Annotated in this window: 16 protein-coding genes; 8 read left to right on the plus strand and 8 right to left on the minus strand. The window is 70.9% G+C overall.

What is annotated here, in order from left to right:
* Window positions 1–152 precede the first annotated feature (152 nt).
* Window positions 153–1,721, plus strand: coding sequence for a class I adenylate-forming enzyme family protein (locus J7E96_RS06965; RefSeq protein ID WP_215128539.1), 1,569 nt, complete (start codon window positions 153–155; stop codon window positions 1,719–1,721).
* 19 nt (window positions 1,722–1,740) lie between these two features.
* On the opposite strand, the gene J7E96_RS06970 is transcribed toward J7E96_RS06965, so the two are convergent.
* Together J7E96_RS06970 and J7E96_RS06975 are read right to left on the minus strand one after the other, a co-directional pair.
* Window positions 1,741–2,262 carry an EF-hand domain-containing protein gene (locus tag J7E96_RS06970; protein WP_215128541.1) on the minus strand — a complete coding sequence of 174 codons (522 nt, stop codon included), beginning with the start codon at window positions 2,260–2,262 and terminating at the stop codon, window positions 1,741–1,743.
* A 41-nt stretch (window positions 2,263–2,303) separates the two neighbouring features.
* The gene (locus J7E96_RS06975) at window positions 2,304–2,678 is read right to left on the minus strand and encodes an STAS domain-containing protein (RefSeq protein WP_215128543.1); all 375 of its coding nucleotides are present in this window, start codon (window positions 2,676–2,678) and stop codon (window positions 2,304–2,306) included.
* A 238-nt stretch (window positions 2,679–2,916) separates the two neighbouring features.
* On the opposite strand from J7E96_RS06975, the gene J7E96_RS06980 reads away from it, so the two are divergent.
* Window positions 2,917–3,504, plus strand: a complete 588-nt coding sequence (locus tag J7E96_RS06980; protein WP_215128545.1) for a sigma-70 family RNA polymerase sigma factor — start codon at window positions 2,917–2,919, stop codon at window positions 3,502–3,504.
* Window positions 3,505–3,644: 140 nt separating this feature from the next.
* Window positions 3,645–4,856: a maleylpyruvate isomerase N-terminal domain-containing protein gene (locus J7E96_RS06985; protein ID WP_215128620.1), complete on the plus strand. Its 1,212-nt coding sequence runs from the start codon at window positions 3,645–3,647 to the stop codon at window positions 4,854–4,856.
* A 28-nt stretch (window positions 4,857–4,884) separates the two neighbouring features.
* On the opposite strand, the gene purU is transcribed toward J7E96_RS06985, so the two are convergent.
* A complete protein-coding gene (gene purU / locus J7E96_RS06990) occupies window positions 4,885–5,775 on the minus strand; it encodes a formyltetrahydrofolate deformylase (protein ID WP_215128547.1) in 891 nt (296 codons plus the stop codon).
* A 29-nt stretch (window positions 5,776–5,804) separates the two neighbouring features.
* A complete protein-coding gene (locus J7E96_RS06995) occupies window positions 5,805–6,251 on the minus strand; it encodes a hypothetical protein (protein ID WP_215128622.1) in 447 nt (148 codons plus the stop codon).
* 171 nt (window positions 6,252–6,422) lie between these two features.
* On the opposite strand from J7E96_RS06995, the gene J7E96_RS07000 reads away from it, so the two are divergent.
* Window positions 6,423–7,757 (plus strand): ABC transporter substrate-binding protein, encoded by a 1,335-nt coding sequence (locus J7E96_RS07000; protein WP_215128549.1) that lies wholly within the window; start codon window positions 6,423–6,425, stop codon window positions 7,755–7,757.
* Between the two features lie 81 nt (window positions 7,758–7,838).
* Here the strand turns inward: J7E96_RS07000 and J7E96_RS07005 are convergent, their stop codons facing one another.
* Both J7E96_RS07005 and J7E96_RS07010 read right to left on the minus strand, forming a co-directional pair.
* On the minus strand, window positions 7,839–9,509 hold the full coding sequence (locus J7E96_RS07005) for a hypothetical protein (RefSeq protein ID WP_215128551.1): 1,671 nt from the start codon (window positions 9,507–9,509) through the stop codon (window positions 7,839–7,841).
* Window positions 9,510–9,694: 185 nt separating this feature from the next.
* On the minus strand, window positions 9,695–11,080 hold the full coding sequence (locus J7E96_RS07010) for a transcriptional regulator (protein WP_215128553.1): 1,386 nt from the start codon (window positions 11,078–11,080) through the stop codon (window positions 9,695–9,697).
* Window positions 11,081–11,373: 293 nt separating this feature from the next.
* On the opposite strand from J7E96_RS07010, the gene J7E96_RS07015 reads away from it, so the two are divergent.
* The 3 genes from J7E96_RS07015 to J7E96_RS07025 are packed head-to-tail and all read left to right on the plus strand — an operon-like array spanning window position 11,374 to window position 14,521.
* Entirely contained in the window at window positions 11,374–12,048 is a 675-nt protein-coding gene (locus tag J7E96_RS07015) for a bifunctional DNA primase/polymerase (RefSeq protein WP_215128555.1), read from the plus strand.
* 44 nt (window positions 12,049–12,092) lie between these two features.
* Window positions 12,093–12,914 carry an ABC transporter ATP-binding protein gene (locus J7E96_RS07020; RefSeq protein ID WP_215128557.1) on the plus strand — a complete coding sequence of 274 codons (822 nt, stop codon included), beginning with the start codon at window positions 12,093–12,095 and terminating at the stop codon, window positions 12,912–12,914.
* Complete coding sequence (locus tag J7E96_RS07025) at window positions 12,911–14,521, plus strand: transporter (RefSeq protein ID WP_215128559.1); 1,611 nt, start codon at window positions 12,911–12,913, stop codon at window positions 14,519–14,521. The genes J7E96_RS07020 and J7E96_RS07025 overlap by 4 nt, the downstream gene beginning before the upstream one ends.
* An 88-nt stretch (window positions 14,522–14,609) precedes the next feature.
* Here the strand turns inward: J7E96_RS07025 and J7E96_RS07030 are convergent, their stop codons facing one another.
* Both J7E96_RS07030 and J7E96_RS07035 read right to left on the minus strand, forming a co-directional pair.
* The gene (locus J7E96_RS07030) at window positions 14,610–15,500 is read right to left on the minus strand and encodes an alpha/beta fold hydrolase (protein WP_215128561.1); all 891 of its coding nucleotides are present in this window, start codon (window positions 15,498–15,500) and stop codon (window positions 14,610–14,612) included.
* A 528-nt stretch (window positions 15,501–16,028) separates the two neighbouring features.
* Window positions 16,029–16,721 (minus strand): metal-dependent transcriptional regulator, encoded by a 693-nt coding sequence (locus tag J7E96_RS07035; protein ID WP_069928273.1) that lies wholly within the window; start codon window positions 16,719–16,721, stop codon window positions 16,029–16,031.
* Window positions 16,722–16,897: 176 nt separating this feature from the next.
* On the opposite strand from J7E96_RS07035, the gene J7E96_RS07040 reads away from it, so the two are divergent.
* Window positions 16,898–17,653 carry an SIS domain-containing protein gene (locus J7E96_RS07040; protein ID WP_215128563.1) on the plus strand — a complete coding sequence of 252 codons (756 nt, stop codon included), beginning with the start codon at window positions 16,898–16,900 and terminating at the stop codon, window positions 17,651–17,653.
* Window positions 17,654–17,665: the final 12 nt, after the last annotated feature.

A 17,665-nucleotide genomic window follows, 5' to 3' on the forward strand; every position in this document is an offset into this window, starting at 1 on the left:
GGGTGTGTCCTCCGGCGCTCGCGATCCCGCATTTCTGATGGTCCGTCAGATATCAGGCTAGCCCCGCACCCCTGGACCGACAAGGCGCAGCGCCCTACGCTCTCCGGATCACCTGACTGTCCGTCAGCTACATCAGCTGTGAGGGGACTGCCGTGACCGACACCGCGACCGACACCGCGCACGCGCTGGGCGCCTCCCGTACGCTCTGGGAGCTCGTCGACCGCCGCGCCGCGCTCACACCGCGGCGGCCCGCGCTGCTCCAGGACGACGGCGTCGACGGCGTCGGCCGCACACTCACCTTCGGCGAGCTCAGGGACCGCGCCGAGCGCGTCGCGGCGGGGCTGTACGAACTGGGGGTGCACCCCGGAAGCGTGGTCGCCTGGCAACTGCCGACCAGGATCGAAACGGTGCTCCTGTCCGTGGCCCTGGCCAGGCTCGGCGCCGTACAGTCGCCGGTCATCCCGTTCTACCGGGAGCGCGAAGTCGGCTTCGTGCTGCGGGAGTCGAAGGCGGACTTCTTCGCCGTACCGGGACAGTGGCGCGGTTTTGACCATACGGAGATGGCGCACCGGCTCGGCGCGCGTGGCGTTTTCGAGGCGTACGGGAACGTTCCGGAAGCAGACCCGGGAACGCTCCCGGAGCCACCTTCCGACGGCACCACGGTTCGCTGGATCTACTGGACCTCAGGGACGACGTCGGACCCCAAGGGCGTCCTGCACACCGACCGTTCGCTGATAGCGGGCGGCTCATGTCTCGCGCACGCTCTGCGGCTGTCCCAGGACGACGTCGGCTCCATAGCGTTCCCGTACGCGCACATCGGCGGCCCGGACTATCTGGTGATGCTGCTCCTGTACGGCTTTCCCGCCGTCCTCTTCGAGCACTTCGCGATGCCCGCCGCGCTTGACGGCTACCGCAGGCACGGCGTCACGGTCGCGGGCGGGTCCACCGCCTTCTACTCGATGTTCCTGACCGAGCAGCGAAAGGACCCGTCCCGCAGAATCGTCCCCACCCTGCGGCTGCTCGCAGGCGGCGGGGCGCCCAAACCGCCGGAGATCTACCACGCCGTCGTACGCGAGATGGGCTGCCAGTTGACCCACGGCTACGGCATGACCGAGGTACCGATGATCACGATGGGCTCCCCGGACGACACGGCGGACAACCTGGCGACGACGGAGGGCCGGCCGCCCGCGGGAATGGAGATGCGCATCACCGCCGAGGACGGCACGCCCCTGCCCGCGGGCACCGACGGGGAGGTGCGGCTGCGCGGCGAGGCCGTGTGCCAGGGCTACCTGGAACCCGCCCACAACACGGCCGCCTTCGACAAGGACGGTTTCCTCATCACCGGTGACGTCGGGCACCTCACCGCGACCGGCCATCTGGTGCTCACCGGGCGGCTGAAGGACATCATCATCCGCAAGGGCGAGAACATCTCCGCCAAGGAGGTCGAGGACCTCCTGCACCGGCACCCGGGCGTGGGAGACGCGGCCGTGGTGGGCCTGCCGGACGCGACGCGCGGAGAGCGGGTGTGCGCCGTCGTGGAACAGCCCCCGGGCGCCGCACCGCTGACCCTGGAGGAGGTCGCGGCGTATCTGCGGGCGCAAGGGTTGTCCGTACACAAACTGCCCGAGCAGCTTGAAGTCGTGGACGCGTTGCCGCGCAACGAGACGCTGCGCAAGGTCCTCAAGTACAAGCTGCGTGAACGCTATTCACAGGACCAGTAGGCCCGTGGGCCCAGTAGGTCTACGCTTCCGGTCCGGGCGTCGTGTAGTACGCGGCGAAGGCGGTCAGGATCTCGTCCTCGCTGATCAGTCCGTCACCGTCCGCGTCGAGCGCCGCCGCGACGGCCTGCGCTCTGTCCCCCGCCACACCCAGCACGCGCAGGACCCGCCCCGCGGCCTGGGGAGTTACGCCCGTGCCGTCCGCCTCTGCCGCGACGGCGATCGCCGCGTGCAGGAACGGGCGGGCGATTTCGGCGAACCGCTGTGGGTTGTCCGCCAGCCGCTTCACCGCGCCAGTGACGAACTCCTGGCGGGTGACCCGCTGGTCACCGTCCACGTCGGCGATGCCGGCCATGCCCTGCCAGAAGGCCTCGGCCCCCATGTAGAGCGCCTGCCCCTTGTCGCACCGGGCCGTCGTCCCGAACTCGGCCAGCAGGGCCGCCGCGGCGGCACTGAAGTCCTCGCGGTCGATGTATCCGTTGCCGTCCTGGTCGAAGCTCGCGAAACGGGCTGCTGTCTTGCGCTCGTACTCTGCGCTGTCCATAGGGGGGAGCGTACGACGTGGGCGGGCCGACCGAAGCATTCTCAGGCGGAGAGAGCCTGCGCTTCGTCGTCGGCGGCCGTGGCCACGTCGGGGTAGACCTCGAAGAGGCGGCGTACGCCGAGGGCGGCGAGCACCCGGTTGACGTGCGAACCGTCGACGGATCCGCGAGCGGGCAGGATCAGCCGCAGATCGCCGCCGCACGAGTGCATCAGGCGGCGGGCGGCGATCATGACGCCGACCCCGCTGGAGTCACAGAAGAAGACCTCGGACAGGTCGAGCACCACGCGGTGGCGGCCCTTCGCGACGGCGTCGTGAACGTGCTGGCGGACCGCGGGCGAGGTGACCAGGTCCAGCTCTCCGGAAACGTGCAGTACGGCCCAGGCGTTGTGCTCGGCCTCGATCACCTTCAGCGTCACGCGTCTGGACCTTTCGTTCTGCTGATGCGGAAGTAGTGCTTCCATCTCTGGCGGTTGCCCCGCCGTACTCCCATGAAACACAACGTCTTGGAGGCGCCCGTGGCCCGATCATTATCATCCCGGGCCGGGGCGCGAACTCACTTACCGTAAAGGGGCATGCGTTGTCAGTGGCTCGCACTACATTCGATGGAAGTGACGAGAGGCACACGGTGGGCAGGCGCACAGGGTTGGGGGCCGCATGGCGAAGGACGCACCACCTCGCTGGGACCGCAGGATGCAGCAGCGGCTCGCACGTGGCGAGGCGGCGGCGCTCGGTGAGCTGTACGACAGGTTCGCCTCGCTGGTGCACAGCCTGGCCCACCGGGTGCTCGACGACGACGCGGCGGCCGACCAGATCACGCGCGAGGTGTTCGGCTATGTCTGGGAGAACCCGGACGCGTACGACCCCAGGCAGGGCTCGATGAGGTCCTGGGTGGCCAAGCTCACCCACCGGCAGGCCGTGCAGCGGCTGCGGCAGACCGAGGCGGCGGCACTGGTGGACGGCGGTGGCGACGGCACCTCGGAGGAGCTGGAGCAGAAGGTCCGCAGGGCGTCGGCCGCCGCCCGCGCGGATTACATCGTGACGTCGATGCCGGCGCCGCTGCGGGCCGCGCTGGAGCTCGCGTACTTCCAGCGCAGGGACTACCGGCAGACGGCGGCCGACCTGGGAGTCACCGAGGACGAGGCGCGCAGGCGGCTGCGGCTCGGGCTGCAACTGCTGTCCACGGCGAACCCGCGCTACCAGGACGGGCTCTCGTCCCCGCCCGGATACGGACAGCACCGGTGAGCGGGGGACGCGGGCCGAGCGGACCCATCGGATCGACCGGCCCCGAGGGCAACGGTCCGGACCCGCGCGACGGGCCGGAGGAACCGCACGGACCGGAAGGACCGGACGGACCGGACAATCCACACGGCCCGCACGGTGGCGTGCCGCCGGACGGCCGGGCTCCGCGCATACCGTCACCGAGAGCGGCGGCGGACGACCGTGAAGTGCTGGAGTCCCCACCCGCACCCGCACCCCCATCGCCGCCTGCCCCGGCCGCCCTTTCCCACGGCGTGCTCAAGTCGCTGCTGGGCGCCTGGGCCCTGGCCGCGTGCTCGTCCGACGAGACCAAGGCGGTCGAGGACCACCTCACCGAGTGCGCCCCCTGCGCGGACGAGGCGCTACGGCTGCGGGACGCGGTCGGCCTGCTCCACGCCGAGCGCAGCCTGGACCTCGACCCGCTGCTGCGCAACCGCGTGCTCGACGGCTGCCTGGGCCGCAGGCCCGCCCGTATCCCCGTCCCCGGCTGGGCCACGCCGTACGACGCCGAGACAGCGCGCCTGGACGCCCTGCTGCGGGACATCGGCGACTCGGAATGGCACGCTCCGGTCCGCCTCAAGTGGTTCACGGGTGAGGAGGCGACGTACCGCAAAACAACCGTCGCCGGCGTCATCGGCCACCTGATGAGCGTCGACGGCCTGGTCGCCAAGGCGCTCAGCCTCGACGACCCGCTGGGCCCGGCAGGACCCGTATCGCCTTCGGAGCGCACCGAGTCGTACTGGCGCGGCTCCCACTTCCCGCCGACCCGCACCGTCCGCGAACCCTGGCGGCAGCAGAGCCACGACCTGATCCGCACGGTGTCCTTCGCGGGCCGCGGCGTGGCCGACCTCTCCGTGTCGTACGGCGACTTCGCGCTGCCCCTGCGCGACGCGCTTCTGGACCGGGCGTTCGAGTGCTGGGTGCACGCGGGCGACATCGCGGACGCGGTGGACTATCCGTACGAGCCGCCGGCCGCCGCGCACCTCAACAGCATGATCGACCTGGCCGCGCGGCTGATCCCGGCAACCCTCGCCGCCCGCCGCAGGGCAGGTCTCGCGGCCCCGTCCCAGAGCCTGGTGACCGCGGGCTCGCCCGGCCGCTCGCTCCACCTGGAGATCGAGGGGGCGGGCGGCGGCGACTGGTACATCGCGCTGGACTCCCCGGCGGCGGTCGGCTCCCCCGCCCACCAGGTGGCCCACGTCGCTCTGGACGGCGTCGAATTCTGCCAGCTGGCATCGGGCCACGTACCGCCCGAGGAGGCGGCGGCGGGCCAGAACGGCGACCGGGAGGCCATCCGCGACGTACTCTTCGCGGCGGCGTCACTGAGCCGCCTCTAGCCGCCGGTAGCCGCCGGACAGCCGCGCCTTACGCGAAGACCACTGTGCGGCGGCCGTTGAGCAGCACGCGGTGCTCGCTGTGCCACTTCACCGCCCGCGCCAGCGCCTGGCACTCCACGTCCCGCCCGATCGCCACCAGCTGCTCCGGCGTCACGTCGTGGCCCACCCGCTCGACCTCCTGCTCGATGATCGGCCCCTCGTCGAGGTCGGCCGTCACGTAGTGCGCCGTCGCCCCGATGAGCTTCACACCGCGCGCGTGCGCCTGGTGGTACGGCTTCGCGCCCTTGAAGCTCGGCAGGAAGGAGTGGTGGATGTTGATGATCCGGCCGCTCAGTTGCTTGCAGAGGTCGTCCGAGAGGACCTGCATGTAGCGGGCGAGGACGACCAGCTCGACGTTCTCGGAGCGTACGAGCTCAAGGAGCTGCGCCTCCGCCTCCGCCTTGTTGTCCCGCGTCACCGGAATGTGGTGGAAGGGAATGTCGTACGAGCCGACCAGCTCGGCGAAGTCCGTGTGGTTCGAGACGACCGCCGCGATCTCCACCGGCAGGGCGCCGGTCCGCGCCCGGAAGAGCAGGTCGTTCAGGCAGTGCCCGAACTTGCTGACCATCAGCACGACCCGCATCCGCTGCTCCGGGCGGTGAATCTGCCAGTCCATCCGGAAGGAGTCACCGATCGCGGCGAAGCTCGCGCGCAGCTTCTCCACGGTCACCGGGGCGTCCGCCGTGAAGTGGACCCGCATGAAGAACAGACCCGTGTCGTGGTCGCCGAACTGCTGGCTGTCCTCGATGTTGCAGCCGGTCATGAAGAGGTAACTCGACACGGCGTGCACGATGCCCTTTTTGTCCGGGCAGGAGAGGGTGAGGACGTACTGGTCCGGGGAGGACCGGTCTGACGAAGGGGCGGGGCGCGGGTCACTCATGCCCCCGAGGATTCCATATCCCGCGGGGGTCAGGCCGCTCTGGTCAGAATCCGGATGACCTCGAGCGTGCGCGGCGCCGTGTCCGGGTCCTCGCCGTCGTTGGCCGCCAGCCGTACGTGCGCCTCGCGGGCCGCCCGTACCGCTTCCGGCCAGGCGTGGTGTTCGAGGTACGCCGATACGGGCGCGTCCGCACCCACCTGATGCATGATCTTCAGCACCCGCAGGACGGCGACGTCGACGAGGGACGCCTCCTGGGCGTCCCGGAATATCGTGCCGACGTACTTCTCGGCCGACCAGTTGTCCAGCCAGGTGTCCTCCACCAGCCGGTACACGGCATCTGTCACGTCTCCGTAGCCCTCGAGACCTGCCAGCCAGCACTCCTGCTGGAAGACGGGGTCGGAGAGCATGTGCAGCGCCGATCGCACGTTCGTGCGCCAGCGCCACCAGGGCATGTCATTGAGCGGCATGCCGCCCATGGTGGGGGAGCGACGGCCGCGACGGGAAGAGTTCACCGAACCTTGCACGGTTGCAGATCGTACGTTCCCTGACAGGACGGGCGTACGGCACCCCGTAATTCACCTCGATGTCACCGCGTGTTGAGACATGCTCACTCCCCCGTTACCCATGGGGCGGAAGCGTGCATGCATATGACCGGACGGCGAAGCCATTTCTCCACCCGCCCATTCCTCTCAAAGGCCGCGACGTTGATCGCCGCGGCCACGGCAACGGCGGTCGGGGCGTCGCTGCTGACGGGATGCGGAATGCTCCCTGGTGCCACGGGGGGCACCAGGGAGCCCGTAACCGTCATGACGTGGGCCCCGGTGGGCACCTCGGCCACGAACATGCCGGGCATGCCCGCCATGGCGGAGGCCTACGCCCGCTGGGTCAACGCGAACGGCGGCCTCGCGGGCCACGAACTCAAGGTCCTCACCTGCAACGAGCGCAACAACACCGTCGGCGCGGCCAAGTGCGCCAAGCAGGCCGTACGGGAGAACGCCATCGCGGTCGTCGGCTCGTACAGCCAGCACGGCCGGGCCTTCATGGCGCCCCTGGAGGTCGCCGGCATTCCGTTCCTCGGTGGCTACGGCGCGTCCGACCAGGAGTTCACCAGCCCGCTGTCGTATCCCGTCAACGGCGGCCAGGCGGCTCTCCTCGCGGGCAACGGCAGGCAGCTCGCCCGCGACTGCGACCGCGTGTCCCTGGTACGCCCCGACACGGTCGCCGGTGACGACCTGCCGATACTCCTCGGTTCCGGCCTCGCGGAGGGCGACCGTAAAGCGCCCACGGACATCCGGGCGGCGGAGGACGCGAACGACTACACCGCGCCGGCCCGGCAGGCACTCACCAGCGCAGGGGCGTTCGACGCGTACCGGAGCGGAAAGGGCTGCGTCACGGCGGTCCTCGGCGACCACACGGAGACGTTCTTCGACTCGTTCCGGAGACTGGAGTCCGAGGCCCCCCGGGAAGTCGGTGTCGCGTCGGTCCTCGGAAGCGTCGGACAGCCGCTCCTCGACCGTACGGGCGGCAAGGACGGGCCCTTCGAGGGTGCGTACGTCACGGGCTGGTACCCGGTGGCGAGCGACGCGCGCTGGGACCCGATGCGCGAGGTCATCAAGGAACACGCCTTCGCCGACAACCGCATCGACCCGGCCGAGCCCGGGGTGCAGACGACGTGGATCGCGTACACGGTGCTCAAGGCGATCATCGAGTCGCTCGCGAAGGACGGCGGGGACGGCGACACGGACAGCGTTTCGGCGTCCGACGTGGTGGGGGCGCTCAACCGAGTTGAGGGAGTCGACACGGGCGGCCTCACCCCCACCCTCAGCTGGCGTCTGGAGCACATGCTGGCGACACGGGACTTTCCGCGGATCATCAACAGGGACGTGACGTTCCAAGTGGTGCGCCAGGGGCGGCTGGTGTCCGTGAAGAAGGGCTTCGTGGACGTGGGCGACACGCTGGTACAGGCGCCTTCTGCGGGCTGATTGGGCGGGGACGGGAGCGGGGACGAGAGAGGGGCGGGCGCCGAGTCGGTGTCCGCCCCTCTCCTTTCCCGTCCACTGCCGTCAGAGCTGCGTGGCGTCGCGCTCCGTCAGGCCGTAGCGCTTCGCGATGTCGTTCCACATGCCGACGGCTTCCTTCTTCGCCTGTGACGCCTTGCCGCTCTCGCGGTTGCCCGCCTGCTTCTGCGGCGTCGACTGTGCGTGGCCCTTCTTGCAGCCCTTCTTGCCCGCGACCTGGTCGGCCCAGGCCGCGTAGTGGTTGTCGGCCGCTTCCGACGCCTTCCACGCGGTGGTGAGGGAGGCCGACAGCTCCGCGTGCTTCGGCAGCTTGTCGATGGTCAGGCCCTTGAGGCGGGTCACCAGTTCGCTGCGCTGCTTCGCGGCCGCTCGCAGATCGCTCGCCGCCTTCGACAGGTTCTTGCAAGTCCCGATGGACTGGACCGCGCTGATCACGGAGGCGCGGCTGTCGTTGCTGTCCGCGAGCAGCGCGTCGAGCGACTCGGCCTGCGGCTTGGCGGGATCCGCGGCGGCCTGCGGCGATGCGTCGCCTCCCGGTGAACTCGCCACTGCGACCGGCTTCTTGTCATCGGTCTTCTCGCCGTCACCCATGCTGAGCAGCGCACCCGCGCCGAGGCCCAGGACGGAGCATCCGACGACGACGGCCGCGATCAGGACGAGCGGCGAATTGCGCCGCCGCGGGGCGGCCCCCGAGGGAGCCGCGGACGTCACGGGACCCCCGGGCGCAGGGGGCCCGGCCTGGGACGCGTTACGGCGTGCGGCGCGGCCCTGGGGCGCCGCCCCGAACGGGGGCTGCTGGTACTGCTGGTGCGGGGGCTGCGCGTTCAGGGGCGGCATCTGCTGCGTGGGGTCCGCAGGCGGCGCGGCGTCGGCCCGGAAGAGGTTGTCGAACTCCGCGGGCGGCTGCCGGTCCTCGGGGGCGCCCGGGCGGATGCCGTAGGGCGCGCCGGAGGGCGCCTCAGGCGCGCCCTGCCCGTTCGGGACGGGCGGGAGGTACCGCGTGGCGTCCGCGTCGCCCGCCGGGGCTCCTGCGGCCGCGTTCTGCTGCCGGCCGAGGAACTGCGTGGAGTCCGCCGGGTTTTCGGGCGGCAGGGCGCCGGGGCCTGCCGGCGGCACGTACGGGAGGTACTGAGTGGCGTCCGCGTCGGCGGCCGGGGCTCCGGCAGGGGCCTCGGCCGGCAAGGGCAAAGGCTGTGCGTGCGACTGCGGCTGCGGCTGTGCCTGCGGCTGAGGAGCGCCGTACTGCTGCGAGCCGGGCTGCGGAGGCGCTGGCTGAGAGCCGTACTGCTGCTGGGGCTGCTGCTGTACGGGCGGCTGCGCGCCGTACTGCGGGGCCTGCTGCTGCGGCTGCGCGCCGTACTGCTGCTGCGCCCCCGGCTGCGGCTGCGCCGGCGGCAGGGGCGCTCCGGGCTGCGGCTGCGGACCGCCGTACTGCTGCTGCGGCGGCGGCTGCGGAGCTCCGTACTGCTGCGTCCCGTACTGCGGGGCCTGCGGCGGCTGCGGAGCGCCGTACTGCTGTTGAGGCGGCTGCGGAGCAGCGGACTGCTGCGGCCCCCACGGCTGTCCCCACGGCTGTCCACCCGCCGGAGCCACGTGCTCCTCGGGCGCCCCGGGTATCCAGGGACCGCTGCCGTCCGCGGGCAGCACGACACCTTCGTGCGCGGGCGGCCGCGCGGCGGGAAGCCGCGACTCGTCACCCTGTCCGCTCTGCGTCACCGGGACTCCTACGTGTGGACGTATGTGTGGACCTACGGAACCGTCGGTTCACGCTACCGGGTGACCACAAGCCTCTGCCACGCGCCCACGGTCCCCACACATACCGCCGGAGTCCCGGCGGGCGGCCCTGTAACAAGATGCGCCCTTAAGGCGCTGTTAAGGGCCACCCCGTACGCCCCGTCTGCCTACGCCGCCTGGATTTCCATCCGGGCGCCGAATTCCCGTACCGCGGGTTCGTCGCGGTACGGCGCCAGGCGCTGCTGGAAGTCCTCCAGATACTCCGCTCCCCGGTTCGACCGCAAGGTACTCAGCAGCTCCACCGCGCGCGCGCCCGTGTGGCAGGCATGCTCGACCTCGCGCTGCTGGACCTGCGCCGTGGCCAGTACGACGAGCCCGATCGCCCGCCGCCGCGCCCGCGTGTCCGGATGGCCGTCCAGCGCGTCCTGGGCCCGCCGGGCCGCCGCTTCCCCCTGTCCCAGATCGCGGTGGCAGTGTGCGAGCTCGTCCGACAGATACGCGTGATCGAAGTGCGCGATCCACACGGGATCGTCGCCCGTGTCCTCCTCGGTACGCTCCAGCGCGGCCAGCGCCCTGCCCGCCATCTGGTTGCATGCCCGCGCGTCTCCCATGAGCGCGTGCCCACGTGCCTCCGCCGCGCAGAACATCGCCTCCGCGCGGGGCGTCACATGCCCCCGCGCGCCCTCCTGGGCGGCCCGCGCCAGCTGCGCGATCTCGCGCGGGTTCCCGAGCTGGGCGGCCAGGTGGCTCATGGACGCCGCCAGTACGTACCCGCCGTAGCCGCGGTCGCCCGCCGCCTGGGCGAGCCGCAGTGCCTGGATGTAGTAGCGCTGCGCGAGCCCCGGCTGGCCCGTGTCGACGGCCATGTAGCCGGCCAGTTCGGTCAGCCGCGCCACCGCCGCGAAGAGGTCCCGGCCGACCGATTCGCGGTACGAGCCGGAGAGCAGCCCGGACACGACGCTGTTGAGGTAGTGGACGACGACCGGCCTGACGTGCCCGCTGCCGAAGCGGTGGTCGAGATCCACGAGGGCGTCCGTCGTCGCCCGTACCGCCTCCACGTCCGACGCGCCGACCCGCCCGCTGCCCGACGTCCTGGCGACCTGGGTGTCCGCTCCCGTGATCAGCCAGTCGCGGCTCGGCTCCACGAGCGCCGAGGCGGCGACCGTCGAACCCGACAGGAAGTCGCGGCGACCCACGTCGCTGCGCCACAGCTCGCAGACCTGCTCGATCGCGCCGAGCACGGTCGGCGAGAACTGCAGGCCGATCCCGGAGGCCAGGTTCTTGCCGTTGGCCATGCCGATCTCGTCGATCGTGACCGTACGGCCGAGTTTGCGCCCGATCGCTTCCGCGATGATGCCGGGAGCCCGCCCGCGCGGCTGCTGTCCGCGCAGCCAGCGGGCCACCGATGTCTTGTCGTACCGCAGGTCGAGGCCGTGTTCGGCGCCGCACATGTTGACGCGACGGGCGAGCCCGGCATTGGAGCACCCGGCTTCCTGAATGAGCGCCTGCAACCGTTCGTTCGGCTGGCGGGCGACGAGAGGCCTGGCTGCCATTGACTACCCCCTGGTGCCGCTGGGTCGTGAACTGATCACGCCGGTCACGTTGATCACTGCCCGGCAGATATACAGAGAATGCCGAGAATGCAGAACATGCCGGAAGAGACGGTATTGACAGCCTTTTGACGGTCATTCCCGGGCTTCCACACCACTGGCTACCCGCCCACCGACGCACAGCCGCATGCGCGCCCCCGCCCATGCACCGATGCGCCCCGCGTGCAGGATCGATGCTCCTCGGCCAGGCACCCGCACGCCCGTAACCCAAGGTGACGGCGGGAGTTGAGTTGTTCGTGGAAGAGACCATCGGAGTCACGGATGCCGCCCAGATCCCCAAGCAGCGCAGCGATCAACTGCTGGACAGCGCCGTGCGGTACGCGGAAGAACGGCACTGGGACGTGTTCCCCGGCACCTGGCTGGAGGCGGCCGAGGGCGTCGAGCGCTGCTCGTGCGGCGTCCCCTCCTGCGCCTCGCCCGGCGCGCACCCCGCCACCGCCGACTGGGCGTCGCAGGCGACGGGCAGCGCGACCGCAGCGCGCCGCATGTGGTCGAAACAGCCGGCGTCGATCCTGCTCCCGACGGGCCGCTCCTTCGACGCCCTGGACGTTCCCGACTCGGCCGGCTTCCTGGCGCTGGCGCGCATGGAGCGTATGGACCTGACGTTCGGGCCGGTGACCTGCACGCCGGACCGCCGGATGCTGTTCTTCGTACTTCCCGGCGCCGGAGCCAAGGTTCCGGACCTGGTACGGAAGTTGGGTTGGACACCGACTGCGATCGACCTGGTCACACGAGGCGAGGGCGACTACGTCGCGGCTCCGCCGACCCGGCTCGGGGGGATGGGCGCGGTGCAGTGGGCGCGCCGTCCCACCCCGGCGAACCGGTGGCTGCCCGACGTGGAGGAGATCATCAGTCCGCTGGCGTATTCCTGCGGGCGAGAGGCAGCGGCGGCGCGCACACGGCGACCGTAGGGTGTTCCCCGTAGCGGCACGGGGACACCGAGAGGTTGTGCGACATGCCTGAGAAGGCCGTGGGACCAGAAGAGGCGGGCGGAGCGCACATGGCGCCGCCCGCCGCCGTTCGTGTAGAGGGCCTGTGGAAGCGCTTCGGCGAGCAGATCGCCGTCGGAGGCATCGATCTGGAGCTGCCCGCGGGCAAGTTCATCGGCCTGGTCGGGCCGAACGGCGCCGGGAAGACCACCACCCTTTCGATGGTCACGGGGCTGCTGCGCCCCGACGCGGGGACGGTCCTGGTCGGCGGGCACGACGTATGGCAGGACCCGGTGGCGGTGAAGGCCAGGATCGGCGTACTGCCGGAGGGACTGCGGCTGTTCGAGCGGCTGTCGGGGCGTGAACTCCTCGCGTACTCCGGGCGGCTGCGGGGGCTGCCCGGCGCCGAGGTCGACAAGCGGGCGAGGCAGCTCCTCGACGTACTGGACCTGGCGGGCGCGCAGCACAAACTGGTCGTCGACTACTCGACCGGCATGCGCAAGAAGATCGGCCTGGCCGCCGCCCTGCTGCACAACCCGGAAGTGCTGTTCCTGGACGAGCCCTTCGAGGGTGTCGATCCCGTGTCCGCGCAGACGATCCGTGGCGTGCTGGAGCGGTACACGCTGTCCGGCGCGACCGTCGTCTTCTCCAGCCATGTGATGGAGCTCGTCGAGTCGCTGTGCGACTGGGTCGCGGTGATGGCGGCGGGCCGTATCCGCGCCCAGGGAACGCTCGCAGAGGTGCGCGGCGACGCGCCCACCCTCCAGAACGCCTTCCTCGAACTGGTCGGTGCGAACAGCCGGGACAGCGGGGAAAGTCTGGACTGGCTCGGCGGTGGCGCCCGGTGAGCGCGGGCGTAACGACCGTTCCCGGGATCACGTCCGTCTTCGTACGGCTCAAGCTGTCGCTGCTGCGCAACGGGCTGCGGCAGTCGACCGGCCGCAGGACGGCGTACGTCCTCTCCGGTGTGCTCGCGCTGCTCTTCGCGGCGCTTCAGCTGATCGGTCTTGTGGTGCTTCGCGGGAACGAACACGCGACGACCGTGGTGGTGCTGCTGACGGCCATTCTCGGGCTCGGCTGGACGGTGATGCCGCTGTTCTTCCCCAGCGGCGACGAGACGCTCGACCCGACCCGCCTGGTCATGCTGCCGTTGCGGCCGCGCCCGCTGATCCGGGCGCTGCTGACGGCGTCGCTCGTCGGGATCGGACCGCTGTTCACGTTCTGCCTAGCGCTGGGGTCGGTGATCGCCGTGGCCCACGGCGCGGCGGCCGCCGTGGTCGGCGTCCTCGCCGTGGCCCTGACGCTGCTGGTGTGCCTGGCGCTGGCGCGTGCCGTGGCTGCGGCGAACATCCGGCTGCTGACCAGCCGTAAGGGCCGCGATCTGGCCGTGCTCAGCGGTCTGGTGATCGCCGTCGGCTTCCAGGTGGTCAACTTCGGCGCCCAGCGGCTCAGCACCGCCGGCGGCCTCTCGCGGGTCGACCCGGTCGCGGACGTACTGAGCTGGGTGCCGCCCGCGTCGGCGATAGGCGCGGTGGACGCGGTGAGCGACGGGGCGTACGGCCGTGGCGCGGCGCAGCTGCTGCTGGCCGTGGCGGCGCTGGCCGCGCTGCTGTGGTCCTGGGAGCGCAGTCTGGTGAAGCTGATGACGTCACCGGACGGCTCGACGCTCCAGGCCGCGGAGCCGGCCCGCAAGGAGTCGTCGCCGGGGCTCGGCGGGCGGTGGCTGCCCGGCGGACGTACGGGCGCGGTGATCGAGCGCAGTCTGCGGTACGTGTGGCGGGACCCCAAGACCAAGGCCGCCTGGGTGACTTCGCTGGTGATCGGTCTGATCGTGCCGGTGTTCAACGCGCTTCAGGGAACGGGCACGATCTACTTCGCGTGTTTCGCGGCCGGAATGCTCGGCATCCAGATGTACAACCAGTTCGGCCAGGACACCTCGGCCTTCTGGATGGTCGCCATGACGATCTCCACGCCGAAGGACGCGTACGAGGAGTTGCGGGCCCGGGCCTTGGCGCTGCTGGTGGTCACGCTCCCGTACTCGGCGCTGGTCACCGTCCTCACGGCGGCGCTGGTGGGCAACTGGCGCGCCCTACCCGAGGCGCTCGGCCTGTCCTTCGCGCTGCTCGGCGCGATGCTGGCGACGGGGGCGGTGGCTTCGGTCCGCTTCCCGTACTCGATCCCGCAGGGCAGCACGCACAAGAACGTCGCGCCGGGCCAGGCGGGCCTCGCCTGGATCTCGATGGTCGGCGGCATGATCGCGGCGGCGCTGCTGTGTGCGCCGCTGATCACGCTGACGATCTGGCTTCATGTGGCAGGCGCACAGGACTGGTTGTGGCTGGTGCTACCACTGGGCACGGCGTACGGCGCGCTGATCTCCTGGGCAGGCGTGCGCTGGTCGGCACCGCAGGCAGCGGCACGGCTCCCGGAGATCCTGACCGCGGTAAGCAAGGGCTGACCCTGGCACGCGCCTTGTCCGGCCGGGCTGCCCCGGCGAAGCCCTCAGCTCGGATGAGCAGCGGCCCCGCCGGCCGACCCCCGGCGGCTCAGGGGTGGCCCAGGGGCGGAACGACCGGTTCCTCGGCGGTCTCCTCCAGGAACGACTCGATCGCGGCGCGCCAGCCCTCCGGCTCGTCGTAATGGACGAGGTGCCCCGCGTCGACCACCTCCGCATACCGCCCACGCGGCAGCACCCTGACCATCTCCTGCGCCTCCGCCCGCCCCAGTTCGCCGTCGAGGCCGCGCACCACCAGGGCCGGGCACTGGACAAGCGCCAGCTCCTCCCAGTGGGCGTCGTACACCCACGTCTCGCGGGAAGTGAGCATCTGGCGGCGGGAGAAGAGCGGGCGCCAGCCGTCGGCCCGTTCGGCCATGACCTCGGCGAAGAACTCACCGCGGGCCGGGCTCGGCCGCTCCACCCAGGGGTCGTCCTCGCCGAACCATTTGCGTACGTCGGCGAGCGTCGCGAACGGGACGGGCCACGACTTGAACCAGTCGTCCCACTCACGCTGAGACGCGGCGCCGAGCGCACCCGCCCGCATGTCGCAGATGACGACCGCGCGCACCAGATCGGGGCGCTTGGCGGCGAGCTGCCAGGCCGTCAGGGCGCCCATGGAGTGGCCGATGAGCGTGACGGGCGCGAGACCCAGCTGCTCGACCGCGGCTTCGGCGTCGGCGACGTACGCCTCGCGGGTGTAAGGGCCGTCGGCCGGCTTGTCGCTGCGGCCGTGGCCGCGCTGGTCGAGGGCGACCGCGTGGTAGCGCTCGGAGAGCCAGCGCGCCGTGCCCGCCCAGTGCGAGGCCCGGCCCATCAGGCCGTGGAGCAGTAAGACCCCGGGTGCGCGGTCGGTTTCCCCGCTCCCCTTGGGCGGGTCGGCGAACTCCCAGGCCGCGAGGCGTACGCCGCCGGCTCCGGTCACGTCAATGCGCCGCGCCATATGTCCTGGCACCCCCTTCGTCCCCCGGGTGGTCCATCCATGAGTGGTCGAGCCCAGCCAGACTATCGAACCCGTATTCGAAAACACGCCTGCGGCGCGCAACACCCCTCTTTCGAGTGACCACGCTCAAGGATTGACTCCCGCCGACGAGGGGAGATCTTCAGCGGGAGGCGGGCCGCTCGGGGAAGACGGACCGCGGGAGCTGACCCTGGGAGCTCGGGGCTCCGGGTCAGTGCAGGGGAGGACAGGCTCCGGCGCCGCAGGGCGCCGGAGCCATCCCCTTCACAACGAAGAGAACGAACAGAACGAATAAGACGAACAGGACGACCCCCCAGGCCGTACCAGTGCGACGGGCGCATCCCCTGCCCCCTCCCCGACCGAACCGGCAGACCGGTCGGCGGCCCTCACATCAAGTGCTTCGGTTCACAGCCTGGCACGGGATCCGTCCGGTCGCTGGGATTCCGGAGGATCCCCGGACCGGCCCCAGCGGCCATGGGGCCGGGGGTCATTGCCGCAGGAGCGCCGGTGTCACCGCTTGGCGACGAAAACGTGCGAGGCCACCTCGGCACCGAGCTCCGCGGCCTCGCCACTGCTGCCGACAAGCACCCCGCCGGGAGACTCCGTCACACTCACGACCGAACCGGGCTGTACGCCCGCACGTCGCAGCGTGTACATCAGCTGGGCGTCCGTCTGGATCGGCTCCCCGATCCGGCGTACGACGACGGTCTTGCCCTCCGGGCCGGGTGCCAAATCGTTCAGGCTGACCATGTTGTCGTCCAGGAACGGGTCCGCCTCGGCCTTCTCGCCAAGCTCCTCCAGGCCGGGGATCGGGTTGCCGTACGGAGACTCCGTCGGGTGACGCAGCAGCTCCAGGACGCGCCGCTCCACCGCCTCACTCATCACGTGCTCCCAGCGGCACGCCTCCGCGTGGACCTGCTCCCACTCCAGGCCGATCACGTCGACGAGCAGACACTCGGCGAGCCGGTGCTTGCGCATCACGCGAGTCGCGAGCTTGCGGCCCTCGTCGGTCAGCTCCAGGTGACGGTCGCCCGCCACTGTCACCAGACCGTCGCGCTCCATACGCGCCACGGTCTGGCTCACTGTCGGTCCGCTCTGGTCGAGCCGCTCGGCGATACGGGCGCGCATGGGGACCACGCCTTCTTCCTCGAGCTCGAGGATGGTGCGGAGATACATCTCCGTTGTGTCGATCAGTCCGGACATACGTGCCCCTCGATTACTCGTGCGCTGGCCCTGACCCAATTCTGACGCATAGCGCTGACAACCGCGCCGCGCCGACCGGAAGCCGTATTGACACGGCACTGGTCCAGACCGCAACGTGATCCGCGCCACCGTCGCACGACACTCGCACGATGTACCGCTGGAAAGGGCCCTGCGCGATGAGCGAAAGCAAACTGGCCGGTCAGTTCTTCGACGCCGCGATCGGGCTGCTGCACCGCGTCCGCGACGAGGAGGCCCAGAACATCGCCGCCGCCGGCGCCGCCATCGCCGACGCGGTGGCGGCGGAAGGGCGGCTCTTCGCCTTCGGCGCCGGCCACTCCTCGCTGGCCGCCCAGGACGTCGTCTACCGGGCCGGCGGCCTCGCCCTGATGAACCTGCTCGCCGTTCCGGGGACCGTCGGCGTGGACGTCATGCCCGCCACCCTGGGCTCCGCCCTGGAACGCGTCGACGGACTCGCGGCGGCCGTGCTGGACAGCAGCCCCGCCAAGCCGGGCGACGTACTGGTGATCATCTCGCTGTCGGGGCGCAACGCGCTGCCGGTGGAGATGGCGATGAACGCGCGGGCGCTCGGCCTGAAGGTCATCGGCGTGACCTCGGTGGCGTACACGCGAGAGACGAAGTCCCGGCACGTCTCGGGAACGTACCTCAAGGACCATTGCGACATCGTCCTCGACAGCAAGATCGCGGTCGGCGACGCGGAGCTGACGGCGCCGGGCATCGAGGCGCCCTTCGCGCCCGCGTCGACTGTCGTGACGAGCGCTCTGGTGCAGGCCGTCATGGCGACCGCCGCGGGCGACCTCGCGGAGCGCGGCATCGAACCGCCGTTGCTGCGCTCGGGCAACGTCGACGGCGGCCACGAATGGAACGGCCGCGTGATGACGGAGTACCGCGACCGGATCTTCTACCGGCACTGATCAGGTCGTCGC

The sequence above is a fragment of the Streptomyces sp. ISL-96 genome (genome assembly GCF_018614035.1).
Lineage (GTDB): Bacteria > Actinomycetota > Actinomycetes > Streptomycetales > Streptomycetaceae > Streptomyces.